Origin of the sequence: Pseudomonas sp. gcc21 (genome assembly GCF_012844345.1) — a bacterium.
GTDB lineage: Bacteria > Pseudomonadota > Gammaproteobacteria > Pseudomonadales > Pseudomonadaceae > Halopseudomonas.
Genome location: NZ_CP051625.1, coordinates 2612249 through 2635564, shown reverse-complemented (window position 1 = coordinate 2635564; position 23316 = coordinate 2612249). Strand labels below are relative to the sequence as shown.

20 protein-coding genes are annotated in these 23316 nt (G+C 60.0%); 8 read left to right on the top strand and 12 right to left on the bottom strand.

What is annotated here, in order from left to right; genetic code table 11:
- The first annotated feature begins 14 nt into the window (after positions 1-14).
- Positions 15-1403 carry an oxygen-independent coproporphyrinogen III oxidase gene (hemN, locus tag HG264_RS12085; RefSeq protein WP_169407918.1) on the top strand — a complete coding sequence of 463 codons (1389 nt, stop codon included), beginning with the start codon at positions 15-17 and terminating at the stop codon, positions 1401-1403.
- A gap of 42 nt (positions 1404-1445) precedes the next feature.
- Here hemN and mtgA read toward each other — a convergent pair whose 3' ends face one another.
- The gene (gene mtgA / locus HG264_RS12080) at positions 1446-2204 is read right to left on the bottom strand and encodes a monofunctional biosynthetic peptidoglycan transglycosylase (RefSeq protein WP_169407917.1); all 759 of its coding nucleotides are present in this window, start codon (positions 2202-2204) and stop codon (positions 1446-1448) included.
- A gap of 51 nt (positions 2205-2255) precedes the next feature.
- Here mtgA and HG264_RS12075 point away from each other — a divergent pair, with 51 nt between their 5' ends.
- From HG264_RS12075 to gloA, 6 genes are all read left to right on the top strand, one after another.
- Positions 2256-2630, top strand: coding sequence for a DUF423 domain-containing protein (locus tag HG264_RS12075; protein ID WP_169407916.1), 375 nt, complete (start codon positions 2256-2258; stop codon positions 2628-2630).
- 72 nt (positions 2631-2702) lie between these two features.
- Positions 2703-2903: a sulfur carrier protein ThiS gene (gene thiS, locus HG264_RS12070; RefSeq protein ID WP_169407915.1), complete on the top strand. Its 201-nt coding sequence runs from the start codon at positions 2703-2705 to the stop codon at positions 2901-2903.
- A 49-nt stretch (positions 2904-2952) separates the two neighbouring features.
- Complete coding sequence (locus HG264_RS12065) at positions 2953-3744, top strand: thiazole synthase (protein ID WP_169407914.1); 792 nt, start codon at positions 2953-2955, stop codon at positions 3742-3744.
- A gap of 103 nt (positions 3745-3847) precedes the next feature.
- Positions 3848-4495: a tRNA (guanosine(46)-N7)-methyltransferase TrmB gene (gene trmB / locus HG264_RS12060; RefSeq protein ID WP_256663859.1), complete on the top strand. Its 648-nt coding sequence runs from the start codon at positions 3848-3850 to the stop codon at positions 4493-4495.
- A 122-nt stretch (positions 4496-4617) separates the two neighbouring features.
- Positions 4618-5466 carry a crotonase/enoyl-CoA hydratase family protein gene (locus tag HG264_RS12055; RefSeq protein WP_218572988.1) on the top strand — a complete coding sequence of 283 codons (849 nt, stop codon included), beginning with the start codon at positions 4618-4620 and terminating at the stop codon, positions 5464-5466.
- Between the two features lie 91 nt (positions 5467-5557).
- Positions 5558-6100: a lactoylglutathione lyase gene (gene gloA / locus HG264_RS12050; protein WP_169407911.1), complete on the top strand. Its 543-nt coding sequence runs from the start codon at positions 5558-5560 to the stop codon at positions 6098-6100.
- A 1-nt stretch (position 6101) separates the two neighbouring features.
- Here gloA and HG264_RS12045 read toward each other — a convergent pair whose 3' ends face one another.
- From HG264_RS12045 to HG264_RS12000, 10 genes are all read right to left on the bottom strand, one after another.
- Entirely contained in the window at positions 6102-6536 is a 435-nt protein-coding gene (locus tag HG264_RS12045) for a thioesterase family protein (RefSeq protein WP_169407910.1), read from the bottom strand.
- A gap of 52 nt (positions 6537-6588) precedes the next feature.
- Positions 6589-7752 (bottom strand): iron-containing alcohol dehydrogenase, encoded by a 1164-nt coding sequence (locus tag HG264_RS12040; RefSeq protein ID WP_169407909.1) that lies wholly within the window; start codon positions 7750-7752, stop codon positions 6589-6591.
- Positions 7753-7868: 116 nt separating this feature from the next.
- A complete protein-coding gene (locus HG264_RS12035) occupies positions 7869-8219 on the bottom strand; it encodes a hypothetical protein (protein ID WP_169407908.1) in 351 nt (116 codons plus the stop codon).
- Positions 8220-8460: 241 nt separating this feature from the next.
- A complete protein-coding gene (locus HG264_RS12030; RefSeq protein ID WP_169407907.1) occupies positions 8461-10368 on the bottom strand; it encodes a beta-ketoacyl synthase in 1908 nt (635 codons plus the stop codon).
- A gap of 451 nt (positions 10369-10819) precedes the next feature.
- Positions 10820-11689 carry a PHB depolymerase family esterase gene (locus HG264_RS12025; protein WP_169407906.1) on the bottom strand — a complete coding sequence of 290 codons (870 nt, stop codon included), beginning with the start codon at positions 11687-11689 and terminating at the stop codon, positions 10820-10822.
- Positions 11690-12070: 381 nt separating this feature from the next.
- On the bottom strand, positions 12071-13411 hold the full coding sequence (locus HG264_RS12020) for an aspartate aminotransferase family protein (RefSeq protein WP_169407905.1): 1341 nt from the start codon (positions 13409-13411) through the stop codon (positions 12071-12073).
- Positions 13412-13711: 300 nt separating this feature from the next.
- Positions 13712-15742: a TonB-dependent receptor gene (locus HG264_RS12015; protein WP_169407904.1), complete on the bottom strand. Its 2031-nt coding sequence runs from the start codon at positions 15740-15742 to the stop codon at positions 13712-13714.
- Between the two features lie 62 nt (positions 15743-15804).
- The gene (locus tag HG264_RS12010; RefSeq protein ID WP_169407903.1) at positions 15805-17064 is read right to left on the bottom strand and encodes an osmoprotectant NAGGN system M42 family peptidase; all 1260 of its coding nucleotides are present in this window, start codon (positions 17062-17064) and stop codon (positions 15805-15807) included.
- 33 nt (positions 17065-17097) lie between these two features.
- Entirely contained in the window at positions 17098-18849 is a 1752-nt protein-coding gene (ngg, locus tag HG264_RS12005) for an N-acetylglutaminylglutamine synthetase (protein WP_169407902.1), read from the bottom strand.
- Positions 18850-18954: 105 nt separating this feature from the next.
- Positions 18955-20727 (bottom strand): N-acetylglutaminylglutamine amidotransferase, encoded by a 1773-nt coding sequence (locus tag HG264_RS12000; protein WP_169407901.1) that lies wholly within the window; start codon positions 20725-20727, stop codon positions 18955-18957.
- A gap of 264 nt (positions 20728-20991) precedes the next feature.
- On the opposite strand from HG264_RS12000, the gene HG264_RS11995 reads away from it, so the two are divergent.
- Complete coding sequence (locus tag HG264_RS11995) at positions 20992-21459, top strand: MarR family winged helix-turn-helix transcriptional regulator (RefSeq protein WP_169407900.1); 468 nt, start codon at positions 20992-20994, stop codon at positions 21457-21459.
- A gap of 54 nt (positions 21460-21513) precedes the next feature.
- Here the strand turns inward: HG264_RS11995 and HG264_RS11990 are convergent, their stop codons facing one another.
- The gene (locus tag HG264_RS11990; protein WP_169407899.1) at positions 21514-22974 is read right to left on the bottom strand and encodes a phospholipase D-like domain-containing protein; all 1461 of its coding nucleotides are present in this window, start codon (positions 22972-22974) and stop codon (positions 21514-21516) included.
- Positions 22975-23316: the final 342 nt, after the last annotated feature.

Here is a 23316-nt window from a genome sequence, read left to right as displayed (position 1 = left end):
GTTGTGGAGTAGATATGGACCAACGGCTGAGTTTCAATCGTGATCTGATCGAGAAGTACGACCGGCCCGGACCGCGTTACACGTCCTATCCCACTGCGCCGCAGTTTCACAAAGCCTTTGCCATGGATGACTATCGGGCGGCGGCCAAGGCCAGTAACGAAGTGGCTTCGCCCAAGCCGCTGTCGGTGTACATACACATCCCGTTTTGCAAAAGCCTCTGCTATTACTGCGCCTGCAACAAGATCATCACCCACAAGACCGAGCGCGCCGTCGAGTATCTGGAATACCTCAAGCGTGAAATTGCCGAACAGGCGAGCCTGTTCGATTCCTCACGTCGCCTGACCCAGTTGCATCTGGGCGGCGGTACGCCAACCTATTTCACCAGCGAGCAGCTGGCTGACCTGATGCAGACGCTGCGCAACGCCTTCAATATGGATGACAGCGATGCGCATGAATTTTCCCTCGAGGTCGATCCGCGGACTGTCGCGCCGGTGCAGATCCATACGCTGCGCGAACTGGGCTTCAACCGACTGAGCTTCGGTGTGCAGGATTTTGACGAGAAGGTGCAGGCGGCGGTCAATCGGATCCAGAGCGAGCAGCAGACCCGTGATCTGGTCATGGCTGCGCGCGAGGCAGGCTTCAAATCAGTGAGTGTTGATCTGATCTACGGTCTCCCGCTGCAGACGGTTGCCAGCTTCGATGCCACGCTGGACAAGATCATCGATCTGCGTCCCGACCGCATCGCCGCCTACAGCTATGCGCATTTGCCCGAGCAGGTGAAGGCACAGGGCCTGATTCGCATGGAAGACATGCCGCCGCCCGAGCGCAAACTCGAGCTGCTCGAGCTGACCATTCGCCGCCTTACCGATGCCGGCTACGTCTATATCGGCATGGATCATTTCGCCCTGCCAGAGGATGAGCTGAGCCGCGCGCAGGCAAATGGCACGCTGCAGCGCAACTTTCAGGGCTACTCGACCCATGCCGACTGCGACCTGATCGGCATCGGTGTGTCGTCGATCGGCAAGGTGGGGGATAGTTATAGCCAGAACGTGAAAGAGCTGTCGCGTTATTACGCACGCATGGATGAGGGTATGCTGCCGGTGCAGCGCGGTTACAAGCTCAGCGAAGACGACCGTCTGCGCCGCGATGTGATTACCGACCTGATGTGTCACGGTCGGGTGGATTTTGCAAAGTTTGAGCAGCGCTATCAGATCAATTTTGCAGAGTACTTTTCCGACGCGCTGGCCCTGCTGCGCGAGCATGAACGCGACGGTCTGGTGGAGCTGCATGATGATGTGCTGGTTCTGCTGCCGCAGGGTCATCTGCTGATGCGCAGCGTCGCCATGACCTTTGATGCCTACCTTGGCGACGAGCAGAAGGGCAAATTCTCCCGCACTGTGTGACCTCAAGCCTGCCTGGTGCTCGGCGCCCGGCAGGCCTTTTGCTCACTTCAGCGAAACCCGTTCCCGCCAGTAGTCAATGCTCAACCAGTCGGGCGGTGTCCGGCTCGCTTCCATCTGATCCAGATAGTGCCTTCCACCGAGCTGGCGAGCCTGGCGCTGGATCCAGCTGGCGCGGCGTTGCACGTAATCCGAGGGTCGGGCCGCGCTCCAGCGGATCGGACTCGGCAATACGGCGGCCAGTTGTGCGGCCTGGCGATCAGACAGGGTGCCGGCACTGACGTTGAAATGGTGTCTGGCTGCAGCATCGATACCGAACACGCCGTTATCCCATTCCGCCACGTTCAGATAGATTTCCAGAATCCGCTGTTTCGGCCACAGGATTTCTATCCATGCCGTGAACCAGACTTCCAGGCCCTTGCGGATCCAGCTGCGTCCTGACCAGAGAAACTGGTTCTTCGCGACTTGCTGGCTGATAGTGCTGGCGCCGCGCAGGCTGCCGCCCTCCAGGTTATGCTCCATCGCCGCACGAATGGCCTTGAGGTCGAAGCCGTGGTGCTGGGCGAAACGCTGGTCTTCGCCAGCGATGACCGCCATCTTGATGCTGTCGGAAATGTTTTCGTAGGGTACCCACTGATGTCGGATGTCGACGTCACTTCCCTGCTGGCGAAACTCGACCCAGCGCTCTACCATCAGCGTCGAGCCGGGGGAGGGGATCCAGCGCAGCAGAATGACCGGGATCAGGCTCAGCACCATCAGGTACAGCAGCCAGCGAGCTGAGGTGCGTAACAGTTTTTTCAACATGGGCGAATCGGTGTCAGAGTTGGCCCGCAGTATAGACCGGGGGATTTAACCATGGCCAAGTTATTGCTTTTGCTGGCGTCCATCAGCGGCTTCTCCGGCGTAGCGCTGGGCGCCTTTGCCGCACACGGTTTACGCGGGAAGCTGCCAGACAATCTGCTAAATGCCTTTCAGACCGGGGTGCAATATCAGTTGTGGCATACCGCTGCCCTGTTCGGCATTGCGCTTCTATTGCTGCGCTGGCCGGATGTGGCGCTGTTCAAGACGTCCGGTGCGCTGTTCGCGCTCGGTATCCTGCTGTTCAGTGGCAGCCTGTATGCCATGGCGTTCACCGGGCTGGGCAAGCTGGGCATCATCACCCCCATTGGTGGCGTCCTGTTTCTCCTCGCCTGGCTGTGCCTCGGAGCCGGTGTCTGGCGCACGCTGTAACGCGCGTGGCGTGGCCAGCGGTGGACAAAGCAGGCTATCATTGATGCTTTCCTGACTACGTTCGAGTATCCCATGCAGATCCAACTAAATGGCGAAGCCTACGCTCTGGAGAACCCGATTACGCTGGCTGAACTGGTCGAGCAACTGGGTTTGAGCGGCAAGCGCCTGGCCGTAGAGCTGAATCTGGATATAGTGCCGCGCAGCCAGCACGCCGAGACCCGACTCGCCGACGGTGACCGGGTAGAAATTGTTCACGCCATAGGTGGCGGCTAGGGTTGCTGCCGTTTCTTCGGCCGGCCTTATCCCCCAAATCGGAGCTCTCATGACTGACCTGACTCAGGACGCGCTGGAAATTGCCGGCGTGCGTTACCGTTCCCGCTTGCTGGTAGGCACCGGGAAGTACAAGGACATGGACGAAACCCGCGATGCCATCGAAGCCTCCGGCGCCGAGATCGTCACCGTGGCCATACGCCGGACCAACATCGGCCAGAACCCGGGCGAACCCAATTTGCTGGATGTTCTGCCACCGGATCGTTTCACCATACTGCCTAACACTGCCGGCTGCTTCACCGCTGAAGACGCAGTGCGCACCTGCCGTCTGGCGCGTGAGCTGCTGGACGGTCACAAGCTGGTCAAGCTTGAAGTGCTGGCGGACCAGAAGACTCTCTTCCCCAATGTTATCGAGACCATCAAGGCGGCCGAAACGCTGGTCAAGGAAGGCTTTGATGTCATGGTCTATACCAGCGATGACCCGATCATCGCCCGTCAGCTGGCTGAAATCGGCTGCGTCGCGGTTATGCCGCTGGCCGGTCTGATCGGCTCGGGTCTGGGTATCTGCAACCCCTACAACCTGCGCATCATCCTCGAAGAAGCTACCGTGCCGGTGCTGGTGGATGCGGGCGTGGGCACCGCCTCGGATGCGGCGATTGCCATGGAGCTGGGCTGCGCGGGCGTGTTGATGAATACGGCTATCGCCCATGCGCAGCAACCGGTGTTGATGGCTGAGGCCATGAAACATGCGGTCCTGGCCGGACGCGGTGCCTATCTGGCTGGACGCATGGAGCGCAAACTGTATGCGTCGGCTTCTTCGCCGCTGGCCGGCACTTTTTTCTGATTTCTTTTGAGTTCCAGACATGACTGACAGCCAGACCCCGACTGACCTGCCCGAGAACGACACTAAGGGCGAACATCCGCGCAGGGCTATCCGCAGCTTTGTCATGCGTGCGGGACGTATGACCGACGCCCAGAAACGCGGCATAGAAGTCGGCTGGCCCAAGTTCGGGCTTGAGCTGGAAAGTGGCCTGCTCGACCTGGATGCGCTGTTTGGTCGTCAGGCGCCGCGTACGCTGGAAATCGGCTTCGGTATGGGGCAGTCCTTGCTGGAAATGGCTGCCGCCGCACCGGAACAGGATTTCATCGGCGTGGAAGTGCATCGTCCCGGCGTCGGCTCACTGCTCAATGGCGTGCTCAATGCAGGGCTGAGCAACCTTCGCGTATTTGATTGCGATGCTATTGAAGTGCTCGACAAGACCATTCCTGACGCCAGCCTGGACCGTGTGCTGCTGTTTTTCCCGGACCCCTGGCACAAGAAGAAGCACAACAAGCGCCGTATCGTGCAGCTGGCGTTCGCCGAAAAGCTCCGGCTCAAGCTCAAGCCGGGCGGCGTATTCCACATGGCTACCGATTGGGAAGCCTACGCCGAGCATATGCTCGAGGTGATGAGCGCCGCCCCGGGATACCGCAATCTGGCCGAAGACGGCGCCTATGTACCGCGTCCCGGGGAGCGCCCGATAACCAAGTTCGAGCGTCGCGGCGAGCGCCTCGGTCATGGCGTTTGGGACCTCAAGTTCGAGCGGGTGGAATAGCCGCCAGCGCTGGTTCGATCGGCGTTGCCTATGGCTGTGCATTGGCAATGCCAAGTGTCGTAGCCTGCGCCGAGTCGGACTCTTACACTGTTTGGCCTTCCCATATTCGCAGGAGTGCCGCAGTGAGCTATTCAACGCTGGATTATCAGGTCGAGGATGGCATCCTCATTCTGACCCTCAATCGACCCGACCGCATGAACGCCTTCAATGCCGATATGCGTCGTGAGTTGCTCGAAGCCTTCGATGCCGCCGATGCGGACGACAATGTGCGCGTCATCATCATGACCGGCGCGGGCAAGGCCTTCTGCGCCGGTGCGGACCTTGAAAGCGGCGGCGACACCTTCAACCGTCACAAACGCAGCAACGCCGATCTGCGTGACGGCGGTGGCACTGTATCCCTGCGTATTTTCGAATGCACCAAGCCGGTAATCGGCGCGTTCAATGGCGCGGCCGTGGGCGTAGGCGCCACCATGACCCTGCCCATGGATATCCGTATGGCTTCGACCAAGGCACGGTTCGGCTTCGTTTTTGCCCGCCGTGGCATCACCATGGAGGCCTGTTCAAGCTGGTTCCTGCCGCGTCTGGTCGGCGTGCAACAAGCGGCAGAGTGGGTCTATACCGGCCGCGTTTTCGATGCTGAAGAGGCGCTGCGCGGCGGCCTGGTTCGCAGTCTGCACGAGCCTGAAGAACTGTTGCCCGCAGCCATGAAGCTGGCCCGCGAGATTGCCGACAACACTTCACCGATGTCCACATTGCTCAATCGTCAGATGCTCTGGCGCATGCTCGGCGCCGATCATCCGATGGAAGCGCATATCGTCGATTCCCGCGCGATTGCGTTCATGGGCGAATCCGCCGATGCGAAGGAGGGAGTGCAATCCTTCCTGGAAAAACGCCCGGCGCGCTTCACCCTGCGCCCCAGTCAGGACCGTCCGGACTTCTTCCCCTGGTGGCAGGAGCGGCCTTTCCGCTGATTGCCAGGTTGGTGCCTCGTCACGTGGCGAGGCGCCAACTGACTCTGAGATGATAGGCTCCGAGAAAGCTATTCAATGAGGAGCCGCTGTCATGTCACGCCATTTCGAAAGCGCTGAAGGTCTGTGTGAGAACCGCGACGCTGCAACCGAGGGCTTCGTACTCAATCAGACCATGCTGCGTATCAAGGATCCGGCTGCTTCGCTGGATTTCTACACCCGTATCATGGGTATGACGCTGGTCAAACGGCTGGATTTCGAAGAGATGCGCTTCAGCCTGTATTTCCTTGCCGCAATCGATGAACAGGATCTCGGCTACTGGTCGCAGGAATCTGATGTGCGACTGGTGCAGACCTTCGGACGCCCGGCCATGCTTGAGTTGACGCACAACTGGGGCACCGAGACTGACCCGGATTTCGCCTATCACAACGGCAATGACAAGCCCCAGGGCTTCGGTCATATCGGATTCGCCGTGCCCGATCTCGACGCCGCGTGCGAGCGTTTCGAGTCCCTCGGAGTGGAATTCGTTAAGCGCCCGAACGACGGCAAGATGAAGCGCATCGCTTTCATCAAGGACCCGGATGGCTATTGGATCGAGTTGTTTACGCCCGGGCAATTGCCTGAGGTGTTGGGCTGAGTCATACCAGTAGTTGTTCCAGAGCCGCGCGTGGTCCCGCAGGAATGGGGCAAGCGCGGTTGCTGGCGCGCTCGACGAATACATGTACGAAACGCCCGGCGGCGCAAGGCTCCGCTTCCCCTGTTTTGAATACCGCCAGTTCGTAATGCACCGAGCTGTTTCCCAGCTTGGCGACGCGCACACCCACTTCGATACGCTCTGGAAAGGCCACAGGCTTGAAGTAATCACAGGCGGAGCTGACCACAAAGGCCACCTGTTCTCCGTTGTGAATATCCAGCCCACCCTGTTCAATCAACCAGGTGTTCACAGCGCTGTCGAAAAAAGCATAGTAGGTGACGTTGTTGATGTGTCCGTACACATCGTTGTCGTGCCAGCGGGTGGTGATGGGGTGCAGATAAGGGTAATCGCTGCGTGACGCGGTGGTGGTTTCGCTCATGAATTGTCCTGAAAGCGGACCGCGAAACGACTCGCAGTCCGAAAGTCTTAAATCAGTAGGCTTTCCGGTAAATGGCCAGGGCGTCCGCTTCGGTCAACTCGCGGGGATTGTTGATCAGTAGACGTTGCTGCAGCATTGCATCGCGAGCAAGCATGGGCAGGCTGTCTTCGGGTACACCGGCATCGCGCAAGCGGCTTGGCAAACCATTGTCCGGGCTAAGTCTGGATAGTGCCGCGACGAGTTGTGCGGTCAGGCTGGCATCGTCGCCGGGTTGCAGGTCATTGCCAAGGATGATCGGTGCCAGTTCTGCGTACAGCGGCGCAGCATGCGAAGCGTTGTATTCAATAACTGCAGGTAATACCAGGGCGTTCGACAGGCCGTGCGGAATATGGAAATGCCCACCCAGGGGATAAGCCAGCGCATGCACGGCCGCAACCGGGGCGTTGGCAAACGCCTGACCGGCCAGCAGGGCGCCGAGGAGCATGGCCTGACGCGCTTCGCGGTTCTGTCCGTTATGCACCGCCTCGCTCAGGTTGGCTGAGAGCAGGCGCAGCGCTTCGCGGGCCAGCATATCGGACAGCGGATTCTTTTTGACCTTGCTGGTGTAGGCCTCGATCGCATGCACCATGGCATCGATGCCGGTGGCTGCGGTGACCGAGGGCGGAAGGCCCAGCGTGAGATCGGCATCGAGTACGGCCAGATCAGGTAGCAACAATGGCGAAACCACGCCCATTTTGGTGGTTTCACCGGTGGTGATGATCGCAATCTGGGTAACTTCCGAACCGGTTCCCGCTGTGGTGGGCACCTGAATCAGCGGCAGGCGGCGTCCGCGGGCATTGCCTACACCGTAAATGTCGGGCAGCTGTTGTGAGCACTCGGGGTGCGCCAGCAGCGCGACCAGCTTGGCTACATCCATCGAACTGCCGCCACCGAAGCCGATCACCAGCTCGGCCTGCATGGCACGCCCTTGTTCAACCGCAGCCAGCACAACCGCTTCCGGCGGATCGGCCTCTACCGCATCGAATATCTGGTACTGAATGCCGGCGTCTGCAAAGCCGGGAAGAAGATCGTTCAACAAACCTAACTGAATGATGCCGGGGTCGGTCACTATCAGCACGCGGTGAGCGTCACGCTCTTGGCAAAGCTCGGCCAGACGCAAGGCGGAGCCGGGTTCGCAGAGTATTTGTGCGGTAGTAGCGAAGCTGAAGGGGGACATGCTGACCTCGGTTCAGTTGAGACAGATAGCTGAACTGTACGGTGTATAGGGCAGCCGCATCAAGGAACAGGTGGCGGGCGTGACGCCGCTGAAAGCCAGCGGCGCCGCGATAGTGCTTACAGCGGTGTCTGGCTGCTGTCAGTGCCGGCCTGATGGGTAGTCTGGCTGCGTGGCTTGGTCAGGAAATAGGCGACCAGAGCGAAGGCACCGGCAGCAATCGCCAGCGTCACGACGGGATGTTGCTTGACCATCTGCCCGGCTTGCTGAAGTGAATGGGAGGCGCGGTGGTTGTGACCGCCGAGATGCATGTCGTGCATGCCATGGCGTGCACGTTTCTGCAGCTGTCTGAAGCCGTGGCTGGATTCCTTGGCGGTGTCCTTATAAAAGCGGCGTGCAACCGCACCCAGGTGGTGCGCTTCTTTTTCGGCTTCTTTGCGGGCAGCTGATACTTGCTTGCTGAATGACATAAGTGTGCTCCTTTGACCTGAATGCTCAAGGAACCGTGAAAATGATCGGCGCGGTCATGCTGCGAGTCGCTATTTCAGCTTGCTACCACCTGACTGTCGCGTTTTATCTTTTCACAGGTTCCAGCGGTTCCAAGTTATGGACTACAACTCAGAGCAAAGGTGCGGTGACGATTACGAATCGCCCGATATGGCGAGGCTGATGCGGGGCGAAGCCGGCTCAATGGTCCGGCTTCCCAAGCGCTTAATCGAGCATGTCGCTGAAGCGGTCATCCTTGCGGAATATAAGGGGCTGGTCAAAACCCGGCACTATCATCTGTTCTGTCGACATCTCTATCTGCCGGTCGTCGATCATGTCCTGCCCAAAGTTGTAGATAACCTCCAGTTGGCCTTTCAGGGCACGCTGCTCGTAAGCCAGTGCCGAAGCCCGGACTGCTTCGCGCCGGTCAGCATATTCGGCGAAACGCTCTTCGCCGTGACGCTTGCGAAGCATCCTCTCGACTACCTGGGGAGCCAACACCACCGCGCTGGCGTTATTGCCGCCGAAGCCCTTGGAGTTGATAAAGCACACCTCGAGCGGATCCTGCGCGCGGTTTACGTCACGGGTGCTGATGCGCAGATGCTGTTGGTGGACGTCGTCCGCCACTTCATCGATGGTCTTGATGCCGGGAATGATTTGGTATTTGAACGTGCCCAGCGCCGAAGCCAGCTGATCACCGCTGGCGCTGGCCAGTGAGTGCCCGACGAACGCCTTGACCGCCGCCACCGGCCAGTCGGCAATGCCAAAGGCATCGGCAACACGGTCCAGCAGTTCTGACTCGGTTACCCGGTTGGCCGGCGTGCTGGATCCGTGCGCATGCACGAAGCTGCGCCGACGCACCCTGTCTTCGCCGAGGATCTGCATGGCGCTGTGCACACACTTGGCCATGGTCAGGTAGTTGCCTGGCCCCGGCGCTGAAATCGATTTCTTGTAGCCGTCGGCGCTGACAAACACATCAGGAACTGAACCGTGGATATCGGCGCCCAGCTCCATCGCCAGTTCATCATCCATCAACAGGAAGAACTGGCTGGATTCTGCAAGGGTGAAACCGCAGTTCTGACCGAAGGGCCGGCTCGCGCGTCGGAAATCGACATCGGGTTTGCCCTCGATGTTACGCAGCCCTTCCTCGGTACCCAGCGCGCCCATCGCGCCGTAACCTTCAATACATTCCTGAGTGATCGGCGCTTCGCTGCTGCCGACCAGGGCGACCCGGGCGCGACCGCTGGTGATCATCTCGGTGGCTTTCTGCAGGTTGTACAGGAAGCTGGCGCAGGCACCGGTTATCGCGCCGGTAGTCCCGACGCTGCCAAGGATGTAGGCGTTGATAAAGTCCGCCGGCATGCTGTTCAGGCCCAGCGCGAGTTGCTTGGCGCTGACCCTGTTTCCCTTGAGCCGGGACTGCATCATGCCGCCGAAGCTGAATTCATCCAGCTGGCTCATGATGCTGCTGGCGAACACGGCGACTTCATCGGGCTGGATACGCTGGGTAATGTCATTCCAGGCTATACCGCTGGAACGCAGCGCATCGGTGGCGGCGACGATAGTCATCTGCAGGCCGCGCGGGTGGAAGCGCGATGCATATTGCTCGCCGGGCTCGAAGCCGCTGGGTAGCTGGCCAGCGGACTTGACCGCCAGCGGGCGGTAACTGTCGACCTTGATGTCGCAACCGTCATACATGGTGACCATCACTTCGGCCGCATTCAGGGGCTCGACCACCCAGTCCGATGGCAGCGGTTCGGGCAACTGTTTTGCCAGGGTAATGAACGAGAAGGGTTTGCCGGCTTCGCCGGTGACTGTCAGGTTCTTGTGCCAGTGCGCGGCGTCTACATCCAGGTGACGTTTTTCTACCCGGCGTACGAGGGTGCTGTCGAGTATCTGTTGACCAAAGCGCTCCTCGATATCCGCCAGGCTGAGCGGCTGCTCTTCATCGTCGAGATATTCATCGTCCTCTACGCGCACCAGTTTCATGAGCACGGCCAGTCCGGCCAGCGTCTGCTGCCGTTCGTCCGGGCTCAGAGATTCAATGATGGTGCGGCGAAAGCCATGGTGGAATGAGCTACGGCCAGCGGCGTTGTATCCGCCGAACCCGACAATGACTGGTAAACGCGACATCTCGCAGGACTCCTCACTGTACCCCGGCGCGCGCCCGCCACGCGTGACGAACAGGCTGAACTCGATGGTCGCCGGGCAAGTATCCCGGTCTGGCCATTAATCCTGAGGAAGCTCTGAAAGCCAAGGGACTCGACGGAAAAGGCGGTTCATACCACTGTTATGACCCCGCCATTACTCACAGAACGGGGTTGCGGTGCGGTTTGAGTGCGTTCCGTCAGGCCGGCGCGTGGCTGATTCTCGGAGCTTCCTTAACAAATCCAGGGAAAATTATGGTCTTGAATGCATTGGTTGACGAGGAATGTAACCCGTCAGTCACGTTTAGACCATGCTGTATCGGTAAGAAACATGCCCGAGGCTACGCCGAGCGGGTATCCGGCGCGCGTGCGCAACCGCCAGCAAGCTGGCGGCTGCGCACCTGTTGGCCGTTGCGGCCGCGGAGTGCAGAAGTATCTCAGGGCAGGGTGTGATTCTTGAGAAAATTCCAGCTGGCCTCGGCATCCCAGGCTTTGTGGCCGCCCCTGTTTGCGGTACACAACACTGCCTCGGTGTCGCCGTCACAGTTGCTATAGCCTTTGCAGTTATTGCCTATGTCGGTAGCCGTGCCGCTGCAGTTGTTGATGTCCGCCCATTTTTCCAGGCTGCCTTCTGCGCCGAGGAAGGTGATGGGATCCAGACGGTAGCGGGTCGGCGGAGTGGATTCACCTCCCTCAAACGGCACGATGGAGTCGCGGGTGCCGCGCGCTGCGAACACCGATACCGGACGTGATGGCTCGCAGGTGGTTTCCTCGAGCATGTCAAATGCCGCGGGTGCAACCGCTGCGAAAATGTCTGCCGCCCGGCATGCCAGGCTATAGGCCATGCCGCCGCCGTTGGAATAGCCGGTGGCGTAAATGCGTTTCTCGTCGACGCAGGCCTCGGCTGATACTTCTTCGACCACGGCGCGGGCAAAGCCGACATCATCCACGGCGCGCGATTCAGTGCAGCAGGGGCCCAGGTTCCAGGCGTTATTGATGCCCTGCGGATACGCAACGATGAAGCCTTCCTCGTCGGCGACTTCCCGCGTACCGGAGTTGCTGATCTGGTAATCAGCGCTGGTCATCAGCGCATGAAAATCCAGCATCAGGGGCGTTTCACTGGCGTTGTTATAGGACGCTGGCACGTAGAGTACATATTCGCGACGTTGGCCACCGACATTGATGGTGCGGGTAGTTTCGCCGGGGCGCAGCTCCTTGTCAGTGCAGGCTACCGGGCCATCCGGCGGCGGATCTGTCGGCCCGGGACCCGGTGTGGGTGGATTGAAAGCCATTGCCACAGGCGACATTAAGCAGACAGCAGACATTAACAAGCGGATCTTCACGATGTTTGTTCTCCGGATCTAGGGCCAGAGCGAGACGATCATCTAAAGGCGCCCCGGCGGATTTCGGTCCCGGCGCGCTCGAATCCAGCGCAGCGAAACCCTCACGCAGAGACAGCAGAACCCTGCAATGAACGATTGTTCATTATCAGGTTCGCCGGTTATCTGAGTAGAGGCAATCTGTAGCAGGGATTGTTGCGGACGGGTTCGCATCCGGGGCCGGTTTAACCCCGAATCCCCCTAGCCCCGTTTTTCAAAGGGGGAATTGACCGAGAGCTTGTTCGAGCGATGTGCGACGGATCGTACGGTGGAGAGTCTGGAATGACTCGGTTCCGCTGGAGGAGGCGCTTATGGCGTACGGCGGAGCACTTTTTCCAGCGTCTCGATGATGCGATCGATATGCGGCTTTTCGATGATCAACGGCGGCGAAAGAGCGATGATATCGCCGGTGCAACGTACCATCAGGCCTTCCCAGAAGCATTCTTCAAACACTTCATAACCGCGGGCACCGGGAGCACCTTCGCGCGCCGCCAGATGTATCGCGCCTACCAGGCCGGCGTTGCGGATATCAATCACATTGTGCAAATCCTTCAGGCTGTGCAGCGACTCTTGCCAGTAGATTTCCAGCTGTTGCGCGCGGGTCAGCAACCCATCGTTGGCATAGATATCCAGTGTCGCCATGGCTGCAGCGGCGGCAACGGGGTGACCGGAATAGGTGTAGCCGTGGAACAGCTCGATCACATTCTCCGGCCCCTGCATGAAAGCGTCCTGGATCTGCTCGCTGACAAACACGGCGCCCATGGGAATCGCGCCGTTGGTCAAACCCTTGGCGGTGGTGATGATGTCCGGGGTTACCTCCCAACGCTGCGCGGCGAAGGCGTCGCCAAGGCGGCCGAAACCGGTGATGACTTCGTCGAAGATCAGCAGGATGTCGTGTTTGCTGGTGATCTCGCGCAAGCGCTTGAGATAACCCTGTGGCGGAAGCACCACGCCGGCGGAACCGGCCATGGGCTCGACAATGACCGCTGCGATGTTCTCACTGCCGTGCAGGGCAATGATCCGTTCCAGGTCGTCTGCCAGCTCCACCCCGTGTTTGGGTAAACCGCGGGTGAAGGCGTTGCGCTCGATATCCAGAGTGTGCGGCAAATGGTCCACGCCGGGCAGCAGGCTCCCGAATGCCCGGCGATTGTTGACCAGGCCGCCGACGGAAATGCCGCCGAAGCCCACCCCGTGATACCCCAGCTCACGGCCAATCAGACGGGTTCGATTGGCCTGACCACGGCCACGCTGATAGGCAAGGGCGATTTTCAGTGCGGTATCCACCGATTCCGAACCTGAGTTGGTGAAGAACACGCGATTCAGTCCGGCTGGCGCAATGTCCGCCAGGCGTTCCGCCAACTCAAAGGCCAGCGGATGGCCCATCTGGAAGGAGGGCGCATAATCCAGCTTGCCGATCTGCTTGCTGACCGCCTCGGTTATCTCTTGACGGCCATGTCCGGCATTGCAGCACCAGAGCCCGGCGGTGCCGTCCAGCACTTCACGCCCCTGAACATCGGTATAAAACATGTCCTTCGCGCTTTCCAGCAGGCGCGGTCGTGATTTGAACTGGCGATTGGCAGTAAAAGGCATCCAGTACGGGTCTAGGCTGAGGTCCTGGTGGATGTCGAAGCGGGGCGGCATGCTATTCATTATGGGCTCCTGGCGCGGGCCGGTTTGTGGTGTGCCTGGATCGAGTCTATGTAAAAAATAGCAAACAAAGAAGCCTCGTCGAGCGAAATAAACCGGCTCTATGGTGGCTTCGTAAAATATATTGAATGGCGACGAGCTTTCGCATAGGCAGCATGAGTAGACCGCGGCTATCCGCCCTGCGTTAGTGGCGACAAGTTCCATATCGAGTGGGCGCTTGCCGGTTCCCAGGGATCACCGGTACTCAGAATGCGGCATCTCAGTGGTCGTTCCGATGCTATTGAGGCCGGTATCGCGCCCAGCTCAACGCCACTGATACTCCACACCCAGCCCCACCAGCCATTGCCTGTCCGGCGCCGGCTCATAGAAACGCCCGCCCGCGCCGTTGATGATGAGTGAGCCGATGTACTCCTTGTCGCCGAGGTTGTCGATCCGGGCGAAGGGCTCCAGCGCCAGCTGGCCTATCTCGTGCCGATAGCCGGCACGCCAGTTGAATACGGCGTAGCCCGGCGCCAGGGCGCTGTTATCATCCGTGGCATAGCGATGGCTCAGGCTCTGCGCCTCCACAGCGGTGGTGAAGCCGGTCCCTGGCGGCTGCCAGCTGAGTTCGGCAAACAGGCTGTGTTCCGGCACGCCGGGGAGCTGCCGGCCGGATAGGTCGTCGCCATCACTGTTGCGATAGCGGTCAAAGGTGGCATCCAGATAACTGTAGGCGAGGTAGGCTCCAACGCCGTGGGCGAACTGCTGATCGATCGACAGCTCCAGCCCGCGACGGGTCGAGCGGCCTGCGTTGGCATAGGTGGAACGGCCGGTGCCCAGTTGATCTGGACCGGTGACAATCTCATTCTTGACCCGGCTTTCGAACAGGGCGACGTTGACCTGGGTGCCGTCTTTGCGCAGCTTCAGGCCGATCTCTGCGTTGCGCGACAGACTTGGTTCCAGTCCGAAATTCAGCCCACTGCCCTCGGGTAGGTAAGCCAGCTCCTGAAAGGTCGGCGTTTCAAAACCCTGGCCGAGCGCAGCGTACAGACTGACCGTCTCGGTCCATTGATAACTGACACCTACCGCGGGATTGGTCTGGTTGTAGCGCACGCTGCCGCTGTCGTTCTGACCATCGAGCAGGAAGTCATCATCCGAATCGAATTCGATGCGGCTGTGTCGGACCCCGGCGGTCAGACTCCAGCGCGGATCAAGCTGCCAGGTGCTGATGAGATAGGCTTCCTGACCGTCGACCCGGTTGAATTCATCGCGCTTGAGCGCACCCTTGAAACCTTCATTGTTGACGAAGCCCTTGCGACCTTCGCCCTGGTAGTCGTAGGTCAGGCCAGCGGCCAGCTCCACGGGCAGGCCGAACAGCTCGGTGTCGCGCTGCCAGCCCAGTTCGCCGCCACCGAAACGGCGATCCAGTTCAATCACGCCGCCACCGGAGTATTCCAGTCCTCCGGCAAACGCCAGGTATTGCTGCACGTCGCGCTCGCCGCCGTAGATCATCAGCGTGATTTCATCGTCGTTACTCAGCCGTCGCTGATAGTTCAGGCCGGCCTGGTTGTGCGTGACCGACTTGCGAGTATTGAACCTATAAGCGCCCGGCACCGCCTGGCGGCGATCCCCCCGCAAGGCTTCGGCGGTGAGGCCCAGCGGGTCTTCCGTTTCCGGCTGATCGAGCAGGTTGACCAGTAACGTCAGGTTGGAGGCATCGTCAATATCCCAACCCAGGCGCAGATTGGCCAGGTCGCGGCGAGTGTCGCTGTGATCGCGATAGCCGTCGGTTTCCAGTCGCGACACATTGGCGCTGACATTCAGATCGCCATGCTGACCGCCATAGCGCAGACGCGAGCGGCGCAGCCCGTCGGGGCCGAACGCGGTCCGGGTGTCCAGCGTCGGATAGAAGGGCGCCTCGCCGGTGAAGCCCTGGATGATTCCGCCGGAGGCGTTGCCGTACAGTGTAGTCAGCGGGCCACGCAGTACTTCGATGCGCTGCAGACTGTCCAGATCGAAGAGCGCTGGCTGGCCCTGTCCGTCCGGCATGGTCAGCGGAATACCATCCTGCACCAGGCGCACACCGCGCACGCCAAAGGCGGCGCGAGCACCGAACCCGCGGGAGGATATCTGCAAATCCTGCGCATAGTTCTGCCGATTCAGTGCGACCACACCCGGCACGCGCTGCAGCGACTCTGAAATATTCGCACCCAGACTTTGGGGAGTGATCTGATCCCCTGCAAGGGTGTCACGCGCCAGGGGCAGGCGCACTTCTTCGTCGCCGCGCTCGCTGCCCAGCACCACCTGGGCGGGTAGACTCAGCTGTCGTTCCTGGGCCTGCAGTGTCGATGTCATAACAGCAAGTGCCAGACCGGCAAGGACCAGCGTTGGGAGATTTTGCATGGGCAGCGATACGCTCACGTATTGTTGTTGTCGAGGTGCCGGTTGGTTCCGGTCAATCGTTTGGTTTCTTCCAGCTCCGGAAGATCGCCGTCCATGCTCTCATGGGCGAACACTCTTTCCAGCGGCGGCAGGTGGGTCTCATTGTTGGACATGGTCTCGGGGTCGAGCTGGCGCTGGAAGTTTTCCCTTGGCGCATCGTCGCGTTTGTCGTGTTCGAATACCGGCGGGCTGAAAGCATAGGCCGTCAGCAGGCGAGCGACCGCTTCGAGGCTATCGCGATGGGTGCGCTCGTAGCCATGCGTGGCGTCTGTGCCAAAGGCGATCAGCGCGGTGCGGATATCATTCCCCGAGCGGATCGCCGACTCGGCATCGCTGTGGTAATAGCGGAACACATCACGGCGAACCGGTATTTCGTCGCGCTGGCACAGGCTGAGCAGATGGCGTGACAGGTGATAGTCATAAGGTCCGCCCGAGTCCTGCATGCACAACGACACCGCGTGCTCACTGCTGGTTTGCCCGGGAGCGGAGGGCGCGATATCCACGCCGACGAACTCGCTGACATCCCAGGGCAGCGCGCCGGCGGAGCCGGTACCGGTTTCCTCGGTAATGGTGAAAATGGGGTGCAGGTCCATCGGCAGCTGTTCGCCGCTTTCGACAATTTGCTTGATGGTGGTGAGCAGCGCAGCGGCGCCGGCCTTGTTGTCCAGATGCCGAGCGCTGATATAACCGCTATCAGAAAACTCCGGGAGCGGATCGAAGGCAACGAAGTCGCCAACGTTGACCCCCAGCGCCTCGGTTTCGGCACGGCTGGTGGTGACGGCATCAATGCGCAGCTCGACGTTATCCCAGCTCACAGGCAGGGCGTCCACTTCCTCATTGAAGGTGTGCCCGGAGGCCATGAGCGGTAGCACGCTTCCGCGCAGACAACCGTGGTCCCCGAACAGGCTGACCCGGCTGCCTTCGGCGAAGCGGCTCGACCAATGCCCGATTGGCGCCAGTTCGAGTCTGCCATTGGGCTTGATGCTGCGCACCATCGCACCGATGGTATCCAGATGCGCTGCGATGGCGCGGTCCGGGCTGTTCTGGCGCCCTTTGATGGTAGCGCGGATAGTGCCTCGCCGCGTCAGTTCGTGGGGCACGCCCAAGGCGTCCAGGTGTTCTGACACATATCGCACGATGCCATCGGTGAACCCGGTCGGGCAGGGTATGGCAAGCATCTCGAGCAGGGTGCCTTTCAGAAAGCCCATATCCGGGCCGTAATGCTTATAAGGCATAAAATCTCCGTTTTCGGGCTGTCGCGTCTGGCATCAAGGATGCGCGCGACTCAGCGGAAACAGCAAGTCGATGAAGCGCTCGGCGGTTGGCTGGGGCTCGTGGTTTGCCAGTCCGGGCCGCTCATTGGCTTCGATAATCACGTATTCGGGTTGGTCGACTGCCGGCACCAGGAAATCCAGCCCGACCACCGGATTTTCCAGCGCCTCGGCAGCACGGATCGCAGCCTGCTTAAGCTCCGGATGCAGCCGCTCGGTCACATCCAGCAGAACGCCACCGGTATGCAGGTTAGCGGTGCGCCGCACATACAGATGCTGACCGGCGGGCAGTACGTCGTCTAACGAATAGCCCTGGGATTCCACCGTGCGTCGGGTCTCGGCATCCATCGGAATCCGGCTTTCGCCGTCCGTGGCGGCCTGTCGCCGGCGGCTTTGTTTTTCGATGAGTCGAGAGATAGGGCTGCTGCCATCGCCGCAGATTTCAGCAGGCTTGCGGATCGCCGCCGCTACCACTTCATAGTTGATGACCAGTACCCGCAGGTCGTCCCCGGGGTGATAGCTCTCGAGCAACACTTCGGTGTCGTATTGCCTGGCTTCGGCGATCGCCTCTTCCAGCGCCTCGGCGTCGCGGATATTGACTGCCACGCCGTGGCCTTGTTCACCATTGTTCGGCTTGACGGCGAGCGCCTTGTGTTCGGCAAGAAACGTCGCGTTCTGCTCTGGCTCGCCCGCCAATTGAAACTGCGGCGTACGCAGCCCACGGCGCTGCAGGGTACGGTGGGTGAGCTTCTTGTCCTGGCACAGGGTCATGCTCACCGCGCTGGTTACGTCGCTGAGCGATTCGCGGCAGCGGATGCGCCGTGCACCATGGGTCAGTATGAACATCCCGGCGGGCGCATCCTCTATCACCACTTCGATCCCCCGGCGGCGCGCTTCACGGGTGATAAGGCGGGCGTAGGGGTTGAGCTCCTTGTCCGTCTCCGGACCAATGAACAAGGGCTGGTTGAAGCTGTTCTTGCGCTTGATCGCGAAGGTGCGCAATTTGCGGAAGCCCAGTTTGCGATAGAGTGTCTTGGCCTGGTTGTTGTCATGCATCACCGACAGATCAAGATAGTTGCAGCCACGGCTCATGGAGTATTCGACCAGATGCCGCACCAGCGCTTCGCCAATGCCTAGTCGCATGCTCTGACTGTCAGCCGCAAGGCACCAGAGGCTGGAGCCTTTCTCCGGGTCATCGAAGGCTTTGGCATGATTGAGCCCCATAACGGTGCCAATGATTTCGCCGGTATCTTCGTCTTCGGCCAGCCAATAGGTGGGGCCACCCTCTTCACGCGCGGTAATGCGCTCAGGATCGACCTTGACCATGCCCGCCGAGGCGTACAACACATTGATTGCGCTCCAGTCATTGGCATTTTGCGGTCGACGGATCTGGAAGCCATGCGAGCTCTGGTGCGCCGGGCGGTAGTCGCTGAACCACAGGCGCATCGTGTCTGAGGGGTCGAGGAACAAATGCTGCGGCGCATAGGACAGCACCACTTGCGGGTCCGCTACGTACAACGCGATATCGCGCTCGCCGGGGCGTTCTTCGAGCAGAGTGTTGGCCAGCACCTCGTAATCGGAGAAGGTCTGGCCTACCAGCAAGCGTCCCCAGCCGCATTGGATGGTTACTGGTTCAGTGCGGCGTGTTTCCAACGCACCCTGTTGGGCCTGTCCGGCGCGCATGCTTTCGTAGGTTGGCGCCTGGCCGCGCATCAGCCGGTGCTGGTCGGGATGCAAGTGCTTGGTCATTCGAGCGTTATCCTCTTCTGGCCCACTGACATGAATCGGGCTATTGGGTGATATGCGGCGTGGCCGCCAATGCTTTCCCTGTCCAATCCTGACTCCGGCGGTCGATCAGAGTTCGTGGGCCTCCAGCCATAATCCCAGGACGGCGAGCTGCCACAGCTTCGATCCGCGAAGCGGCGTGATATGGCTCTTCGGGTCTTGCAGCAGGGTGTCTACATAATCGGTATTGAACAGGCCACGCTCGCGGGCCCGCTGGCTGGTCAACGCTTCGCGTACCCAGTCCAGGGTGCCGCCCTCCAGATACTTGAGTCCCGGCACCGGAAAATAGCCCTTGGGCCGATCAATCACTGCAGCGGGAATCACCTTGCGTGAGGCTTCCTTGAGCACATATTTGCCTTCGTCCGGCAGTTTGTACTTACCGGGAATGCGCGCTGCCAGCTCGACGACTTCGTGATCGAGGAAGGGCACGCGTGCTTCGAGCCCCCAGGCCATGGTCATGTTATCGACGCGCTTGACCGGGTCATCCACCAGCATCACCGAGGTGTCCAGACGCATGGCCTTGTCCAGGCCGCTGGTCGCGCCGGGCTGGGCAAAGTGATCGCGAATGAACTCGCCAGCGTAATCCTGCTGTGCCCAGGCGGGTTGAACCGTACGGCGGTACTCCGCGAAGTCGCGGTCCATGAAGGCCTGTTGATACGCTGCCAGCGGGTCGTCTGCCTCATCGACCTTGGGATACCAGTGATAACCGGCAAAGATCTCGTCCGCGCCCTGGCCGCTCTGCACTACCTTGCAGTGCTTGGATACTTCCCGCGATAACAGATAGAAGGCGATACAGTCATGGCTGACCATCGGCTCGTTCATTGCGCGGAAAGCGCTGGGCAGCTCGGTGAGAATTTCCTGTTCGGGAATCATCAGCTGATGGTGGTCGGTGGCAAAATGCTCGGCGATCAGGTCTGAATATTTGAATTCGTTGCCGGCTTCACCGTTCACGTCAGCAAAACCAATCGAGAAGGTCTGCAGCTTGTCTGCACCGGCTTCGCGCAGCAGCCCGACCAGCAGACTTGAATCCACCCCGCCAGACAGCAATACACCGACATCCACCGCCGCCAGATTGCGCCGTTTGACCGAGGCGCGCAGGCTGTCGAGCACACGGTCCTGCCAGTCGTCGAAGGTCAGATCCTGCTCTTCGGCGCGGGCACCATATTGCACGGTCCACCAGCATTCCTGCTGCTGGCTGCCGTCCGCGTTAATCCGCAGCCAGTGCGCCGGTGGCAGTTTTTCGACCCCGGCCAGCATGGTGCGTGGCGCCGGCACCACGGCATGAAACGACAGGTAGTGATTGAGCGCTATCGGGTCGATGGATGTATCGACCCCACCGCCCCGCAGCAACGCGGGCAGGCTGGAGGCAAAGCGCAGACGCTCGTTGGTGCGGTTGAGATACAGCGGCTTGATACCCAGGCGGTCACGGGCAAGAAACAGACGCTGCGCATCGCGCTCCCAGATGGCAAAGGCGAACATGCCGTTCATACGCGGCAGCAGTTGTTCACCCCAGGCGTGATAGCCCTTGAGCACGACCTCGGTATCACCCCCAGAATGAAAGCGGTAGCCCATGGACTCCAGCTCGGCGCGCAATTCAGGATAATTGTAGATGGCACCGTTGAAGACCATCGAGAGGCCAAGTTCAGCGTCCGCCATGGGCTGACCTGAAGCAGCGTGCAGATCCATGATTTTAAGGCGGCGGTGGCCAAAACCCACCGGCCCCTGTGACCACAGGCCAGCGCTATCCGGGCCACGTTTGATCATGTGATGCGTGATTCTGTCCAGGGCGCCCATATCGGCGGGCGACCCGTCAAAGCGAAGTTCTCCAGCTATTCCACACATAGTCTCGTCCGTTGGAAAGAAAATGGGCCAAAAGCGCTTTCTCGGGTGTTTTGGCTATGTGATCGCCGATTAAAACAGCCAACTATTTTGAAGTCAAAATACTAATGTTGTAGCATTCCTGTTTCCGATGCGCTGAAAGCGCCGCTTTATAGGGTTTTTGGTTCTAATTAGCGCGTCGAAAAAGTTTATCTAGTTATTACTGTAATATTTAGGGTTTGTGGCAAAATGCCGCCTTTGTTCGACGTGCCGCCGGAGTCAACCACCATGCACATGATGCACGACCTTTACCTTTCCCTCAGACGACTGCAGCGGGCCAGCGAGATTCATGCCAAGCGCCTTGGCCGGCACAGCGGACTGACGCCTATCCAGCTATTGATCCTGCACAGCATCAAAGCCATGGGCGAGGGCACTCTGGGCCAGCTGGCAAAGCAGGTCAGCGTGTCCCAGGCGACGCTCAGTACTATCATTGACCGCCTCGAGAACCGAGAGTTGCTTCATCGTATTCGCAGCCAGCGTGACAAGCGCAAGGTGCATCTGGCCCTGACCGATAAAGGTCTGGCTGCGATCCAGGCAGAACCCGCCCTGTTGCCAAGCCAGTTCCTTGAACGGTTCGGCCAGTTGGCTGATTGGGAGCAACTGATGTTGTTGGCCAGTCTGCAACGGGTAGCCGGCTTGCTTGAAGCGGATCAGAACGGATCTGCCGCATGGTTCGAGAACGAGACTGTGGCCTGATCAAAGGAGCCGCCTCCGGGACTGGAGGCGTACGCGGACAGGGTTGGCTAACGATCAGAACGTAGAGAGGCCGGTGGCCTCCATCAGCCGGTACAGGGCATAGCGAGCCCACGAGTGATCGGCGAATGTTCCATAGGGCTGGCTGTATGTCGCGCCGTTAGCATTTGACCAGACCTTTTCAAATACCTGGCGGCTTTCATCCAGTGCGGGGTGCTGGCTGGCAACCAGCCGGACACTGGTCTCCTGATTGAGATCATCGAGGTTACGGCGGGTGAAGTTGGCCGAGCCGCTGATCAATTCGGCGGTACCGTTGGCCCGCTCCAGCCGGATCCATTTGCGGTGGCATTGCTCGCCCTGGGTAAAACACCAGCGCAACTCGATACCGGCTTTATGCAGATCCCAGGCAGCCTGGCGGTTCGGAATGCCATTCTTTTCGCGGCCGAAGGCGTCGCGGTTCGGATCCAGAATCGCTCTGATATTCACGCCGCGCTGGTGAGCGCGAATCAGCGCGCTGATTACCGGCCGGTGGGATAGATAAAACACTTCCATATCCAGGCGGTCGCCGCGTTCTGCCGAGTTGATCATGTCCAGTAAGGCGTCGCGAATCGCGCCTTCCGTCAACACCTGGATCGCGGGATCGATGACTTCAGATGCCGGTTCCGGTGGTTGCGGCCAACCAACACCAGCCGCTGCGTCGGACATCTCCAATACGGCACGCTCGGTCTGCAGCAGATCCAGCGCAGCGGCACCACTGAAGCGGATGGCGGTATTGCTGTGCCGACTGCTTGCATCCTGTGGGTTGGCCGAAGTGACCAGGCCAACCCAGTCATTTCCCTGGTCGACGACCAGCGTCTTGCGGTGGTTAGCGCGGAAATTAAGCAGATGTAGATAGGTTCGCAGTGTTACGTCCGTGTCGGCCACCGGGTTCGGCAGCCACCCGCCGTCAGGGTTGTTACCCACCCAGCTGCAACACAGCATCCACAGCCCGGACCAGACCGGGTTCGACGCGGGCAATTGGTTGATATTGCTGTACACAATCTGCACGCCGGCTTCATCAAGACGTTCTAGATGCGTTGACCGTATGCCGCCGTAGAGATGATTGAACGGGTCGGTGATCAATACCACCTGAATGTCCGGTTGAGTTTGCCGCGCTGCGATCAGGGCATCGGTCATCTGCCCTGTCAGCCCGCGATAGCTGTCCTGAGCGGAGAACTCATTAAACAGGAACATGTCGACCACGATGAGTTTACGCGCCTGGCCGATCAGCCTGAATACCTCGTCGAATATCTGCTGCTCGCTGACCGCCTCGCCTTCGGTTGAACGGTAGGTTTGGTCAGTCAGCAAAGCCAGGTCGCTAGCTGGGCGCAGCGGGCCGGTAAACGACATGCCGGGCGGCAATGGTCGTGTCGCCTGATACAGCGCCAGGGCGACCCAGGTCAGCAGAAATACCAGCGCGATACGGCTGCGCAGTCGGAGGTGGCGTCGCGGGCGGTTCAACCGCGCTAATGCATCCATGTATCAGCTCCAGGCCCAGGCGTGTGATATCCAGCGCCATGCTAACCTGACAACAGACATTTGGGGAGATGTAGGGTCTGTTGACGTTTCATCGCGGCCGCGACGGAGGCCCGTTTGGTGCAGAACAAGGCGAGAGGAGAGGGATTTGGTCATTCCAAATAAACGACGAGCAACGCAGTGCTGCGCCAAACGGGGTCCGTCCCTCCGGGTTGCGCGTCAAATACCGCCATGCAGTGTTGCAGGACTTGGCAAGGGGATAACCATTACCTGCGTCCCGCGCCTTGCCTGGCGGCATTTGACACAGCAACGCGGCCCGCTATGAAACGTCAACAGACCCTAATG

Coding starts and splice junctions, on each gene's coding strand:
- hemN (WP_169407918.1), top strand. CDS start 15: ATGGACCAACGGCTGAGTTTCAATCGTGATCTGATCGAGAAGTACGAC.
- mtgA (WP_169407917.1), bottom strand. CDS start 2,204: ATGTTGAAAAAACTGTTACGCACCTCAGCTCGCTGGCTGCTGTACCTG.
- HG264_RS12075 (WP_169407916.1), top strand. CDS start 2,256: ATGGCCAAGTTATTGCTTTTGCTGGCGTCCATCAGCGGCTTCTCCGGC.
- thiS (WP_169407915.1), top strand. CDS start 2,703: ATGCAGATCCAACTAAATGGCGAAGCCTACGCTCTGGAGAACCCGATT.
- HG264_RS12065 (WP_169407914.1), top strand. CDS start 2,953: ATGACTGACCTGACTCAGGACGCGCTGGAAATTGCCGGCGTGCGTTAC.
- trmB (WP_256663859.1), top strand. CDS start 3,848: ATGCGTGCGGGACGTATGACCGACGCCCAGAAACGCGGCATAGAAGTC.
- gloA (WP_169407911.1), top strand. CDS start 5,558: ATGTCACGCCATTTCGAAAGCGCTGAAGGTCTGTGTGAGAACCGCGAC.
- HG264_RS12045 (WP_169407910.1), bottom strand. CDS start 6,536: ATGAGCGAAACCACCACCGCGTCACGCAGCGATTACCCTTATCTGCAC.
- HG264_RS12040 (WP_169407909.1), bottom strand. CDS start 7,752: ATGTCCCCCTTCAGCTTCGCTACTACCGCACAAATACTCTGCGAACCC.
- HG264_RS12035 (WP_169407908.1), bottom strand. CDS start 8,219: ATGTCATTCAGCAAGCAAGTATCAGCTGCCCGCAAAGAAGCCGAAAAA.
- HG264_RS12030 (WP_169407907.1), bottom strand. CDS start 10,368: ATGTCGCGTTTACCAGTCATTGTCGGGTTCGGCGGATACAACGCCGCT.
- HG264_RS12025 (WP_169407906.1), bottom strand. CDS start 11,689: ATGTCGCCTGTGGCAATGGCTTTCAATCCACCCACACCGGGTCCCGGG.
- HG264_RS12020 (WP_169407905.1), bottom strand. CDS start 13,411: ATGAATAGCATGCCGCCCCGCTTCGACATCCACCAGGACCTCAGCCTA.
- HG264_RS12015 (WP_169407904.1), bottom strand. CDS start 15,742: ATGACATCGACACTGCAGGCCCAGGAACGACAGCTGAGTCTACCCGCC.
- HG264_RS12010 (WP_169407903.1), bottom strand. CDS start 17,064: ATGCCTTATAAGCATTACGGCCCGGATATGGGCTTTCTGAAAGGCACC.
- ngg (WP_169407902.1), bottom strand. CDS start 18,849: ATGACCAAGCACTTGCATCCCGACCAGCACCGGCTGATGCGCGGCCAG.
- HG264_RS12000 (WP_169407901.1), bottom strand. CDS start 20,727: ATGTGTGGAATAGCTGGAGAACTTCGCTTTGACGGGTCGCCCGCCGAT.
- HG264_RS11995 (WP_169407900.1), top strand. CDS start 20,992: ATGCACATGATGCACGACCTTTACCTTTCCCTCAGACGACTGCAGCGG.
- HG264_RS11990 (WP_169407899.1), bottom strand. CDS start 22,974: ATGGATGCATTAGCGCGGTTGAACCGCCCGCGACGCCACCTCCGACTG.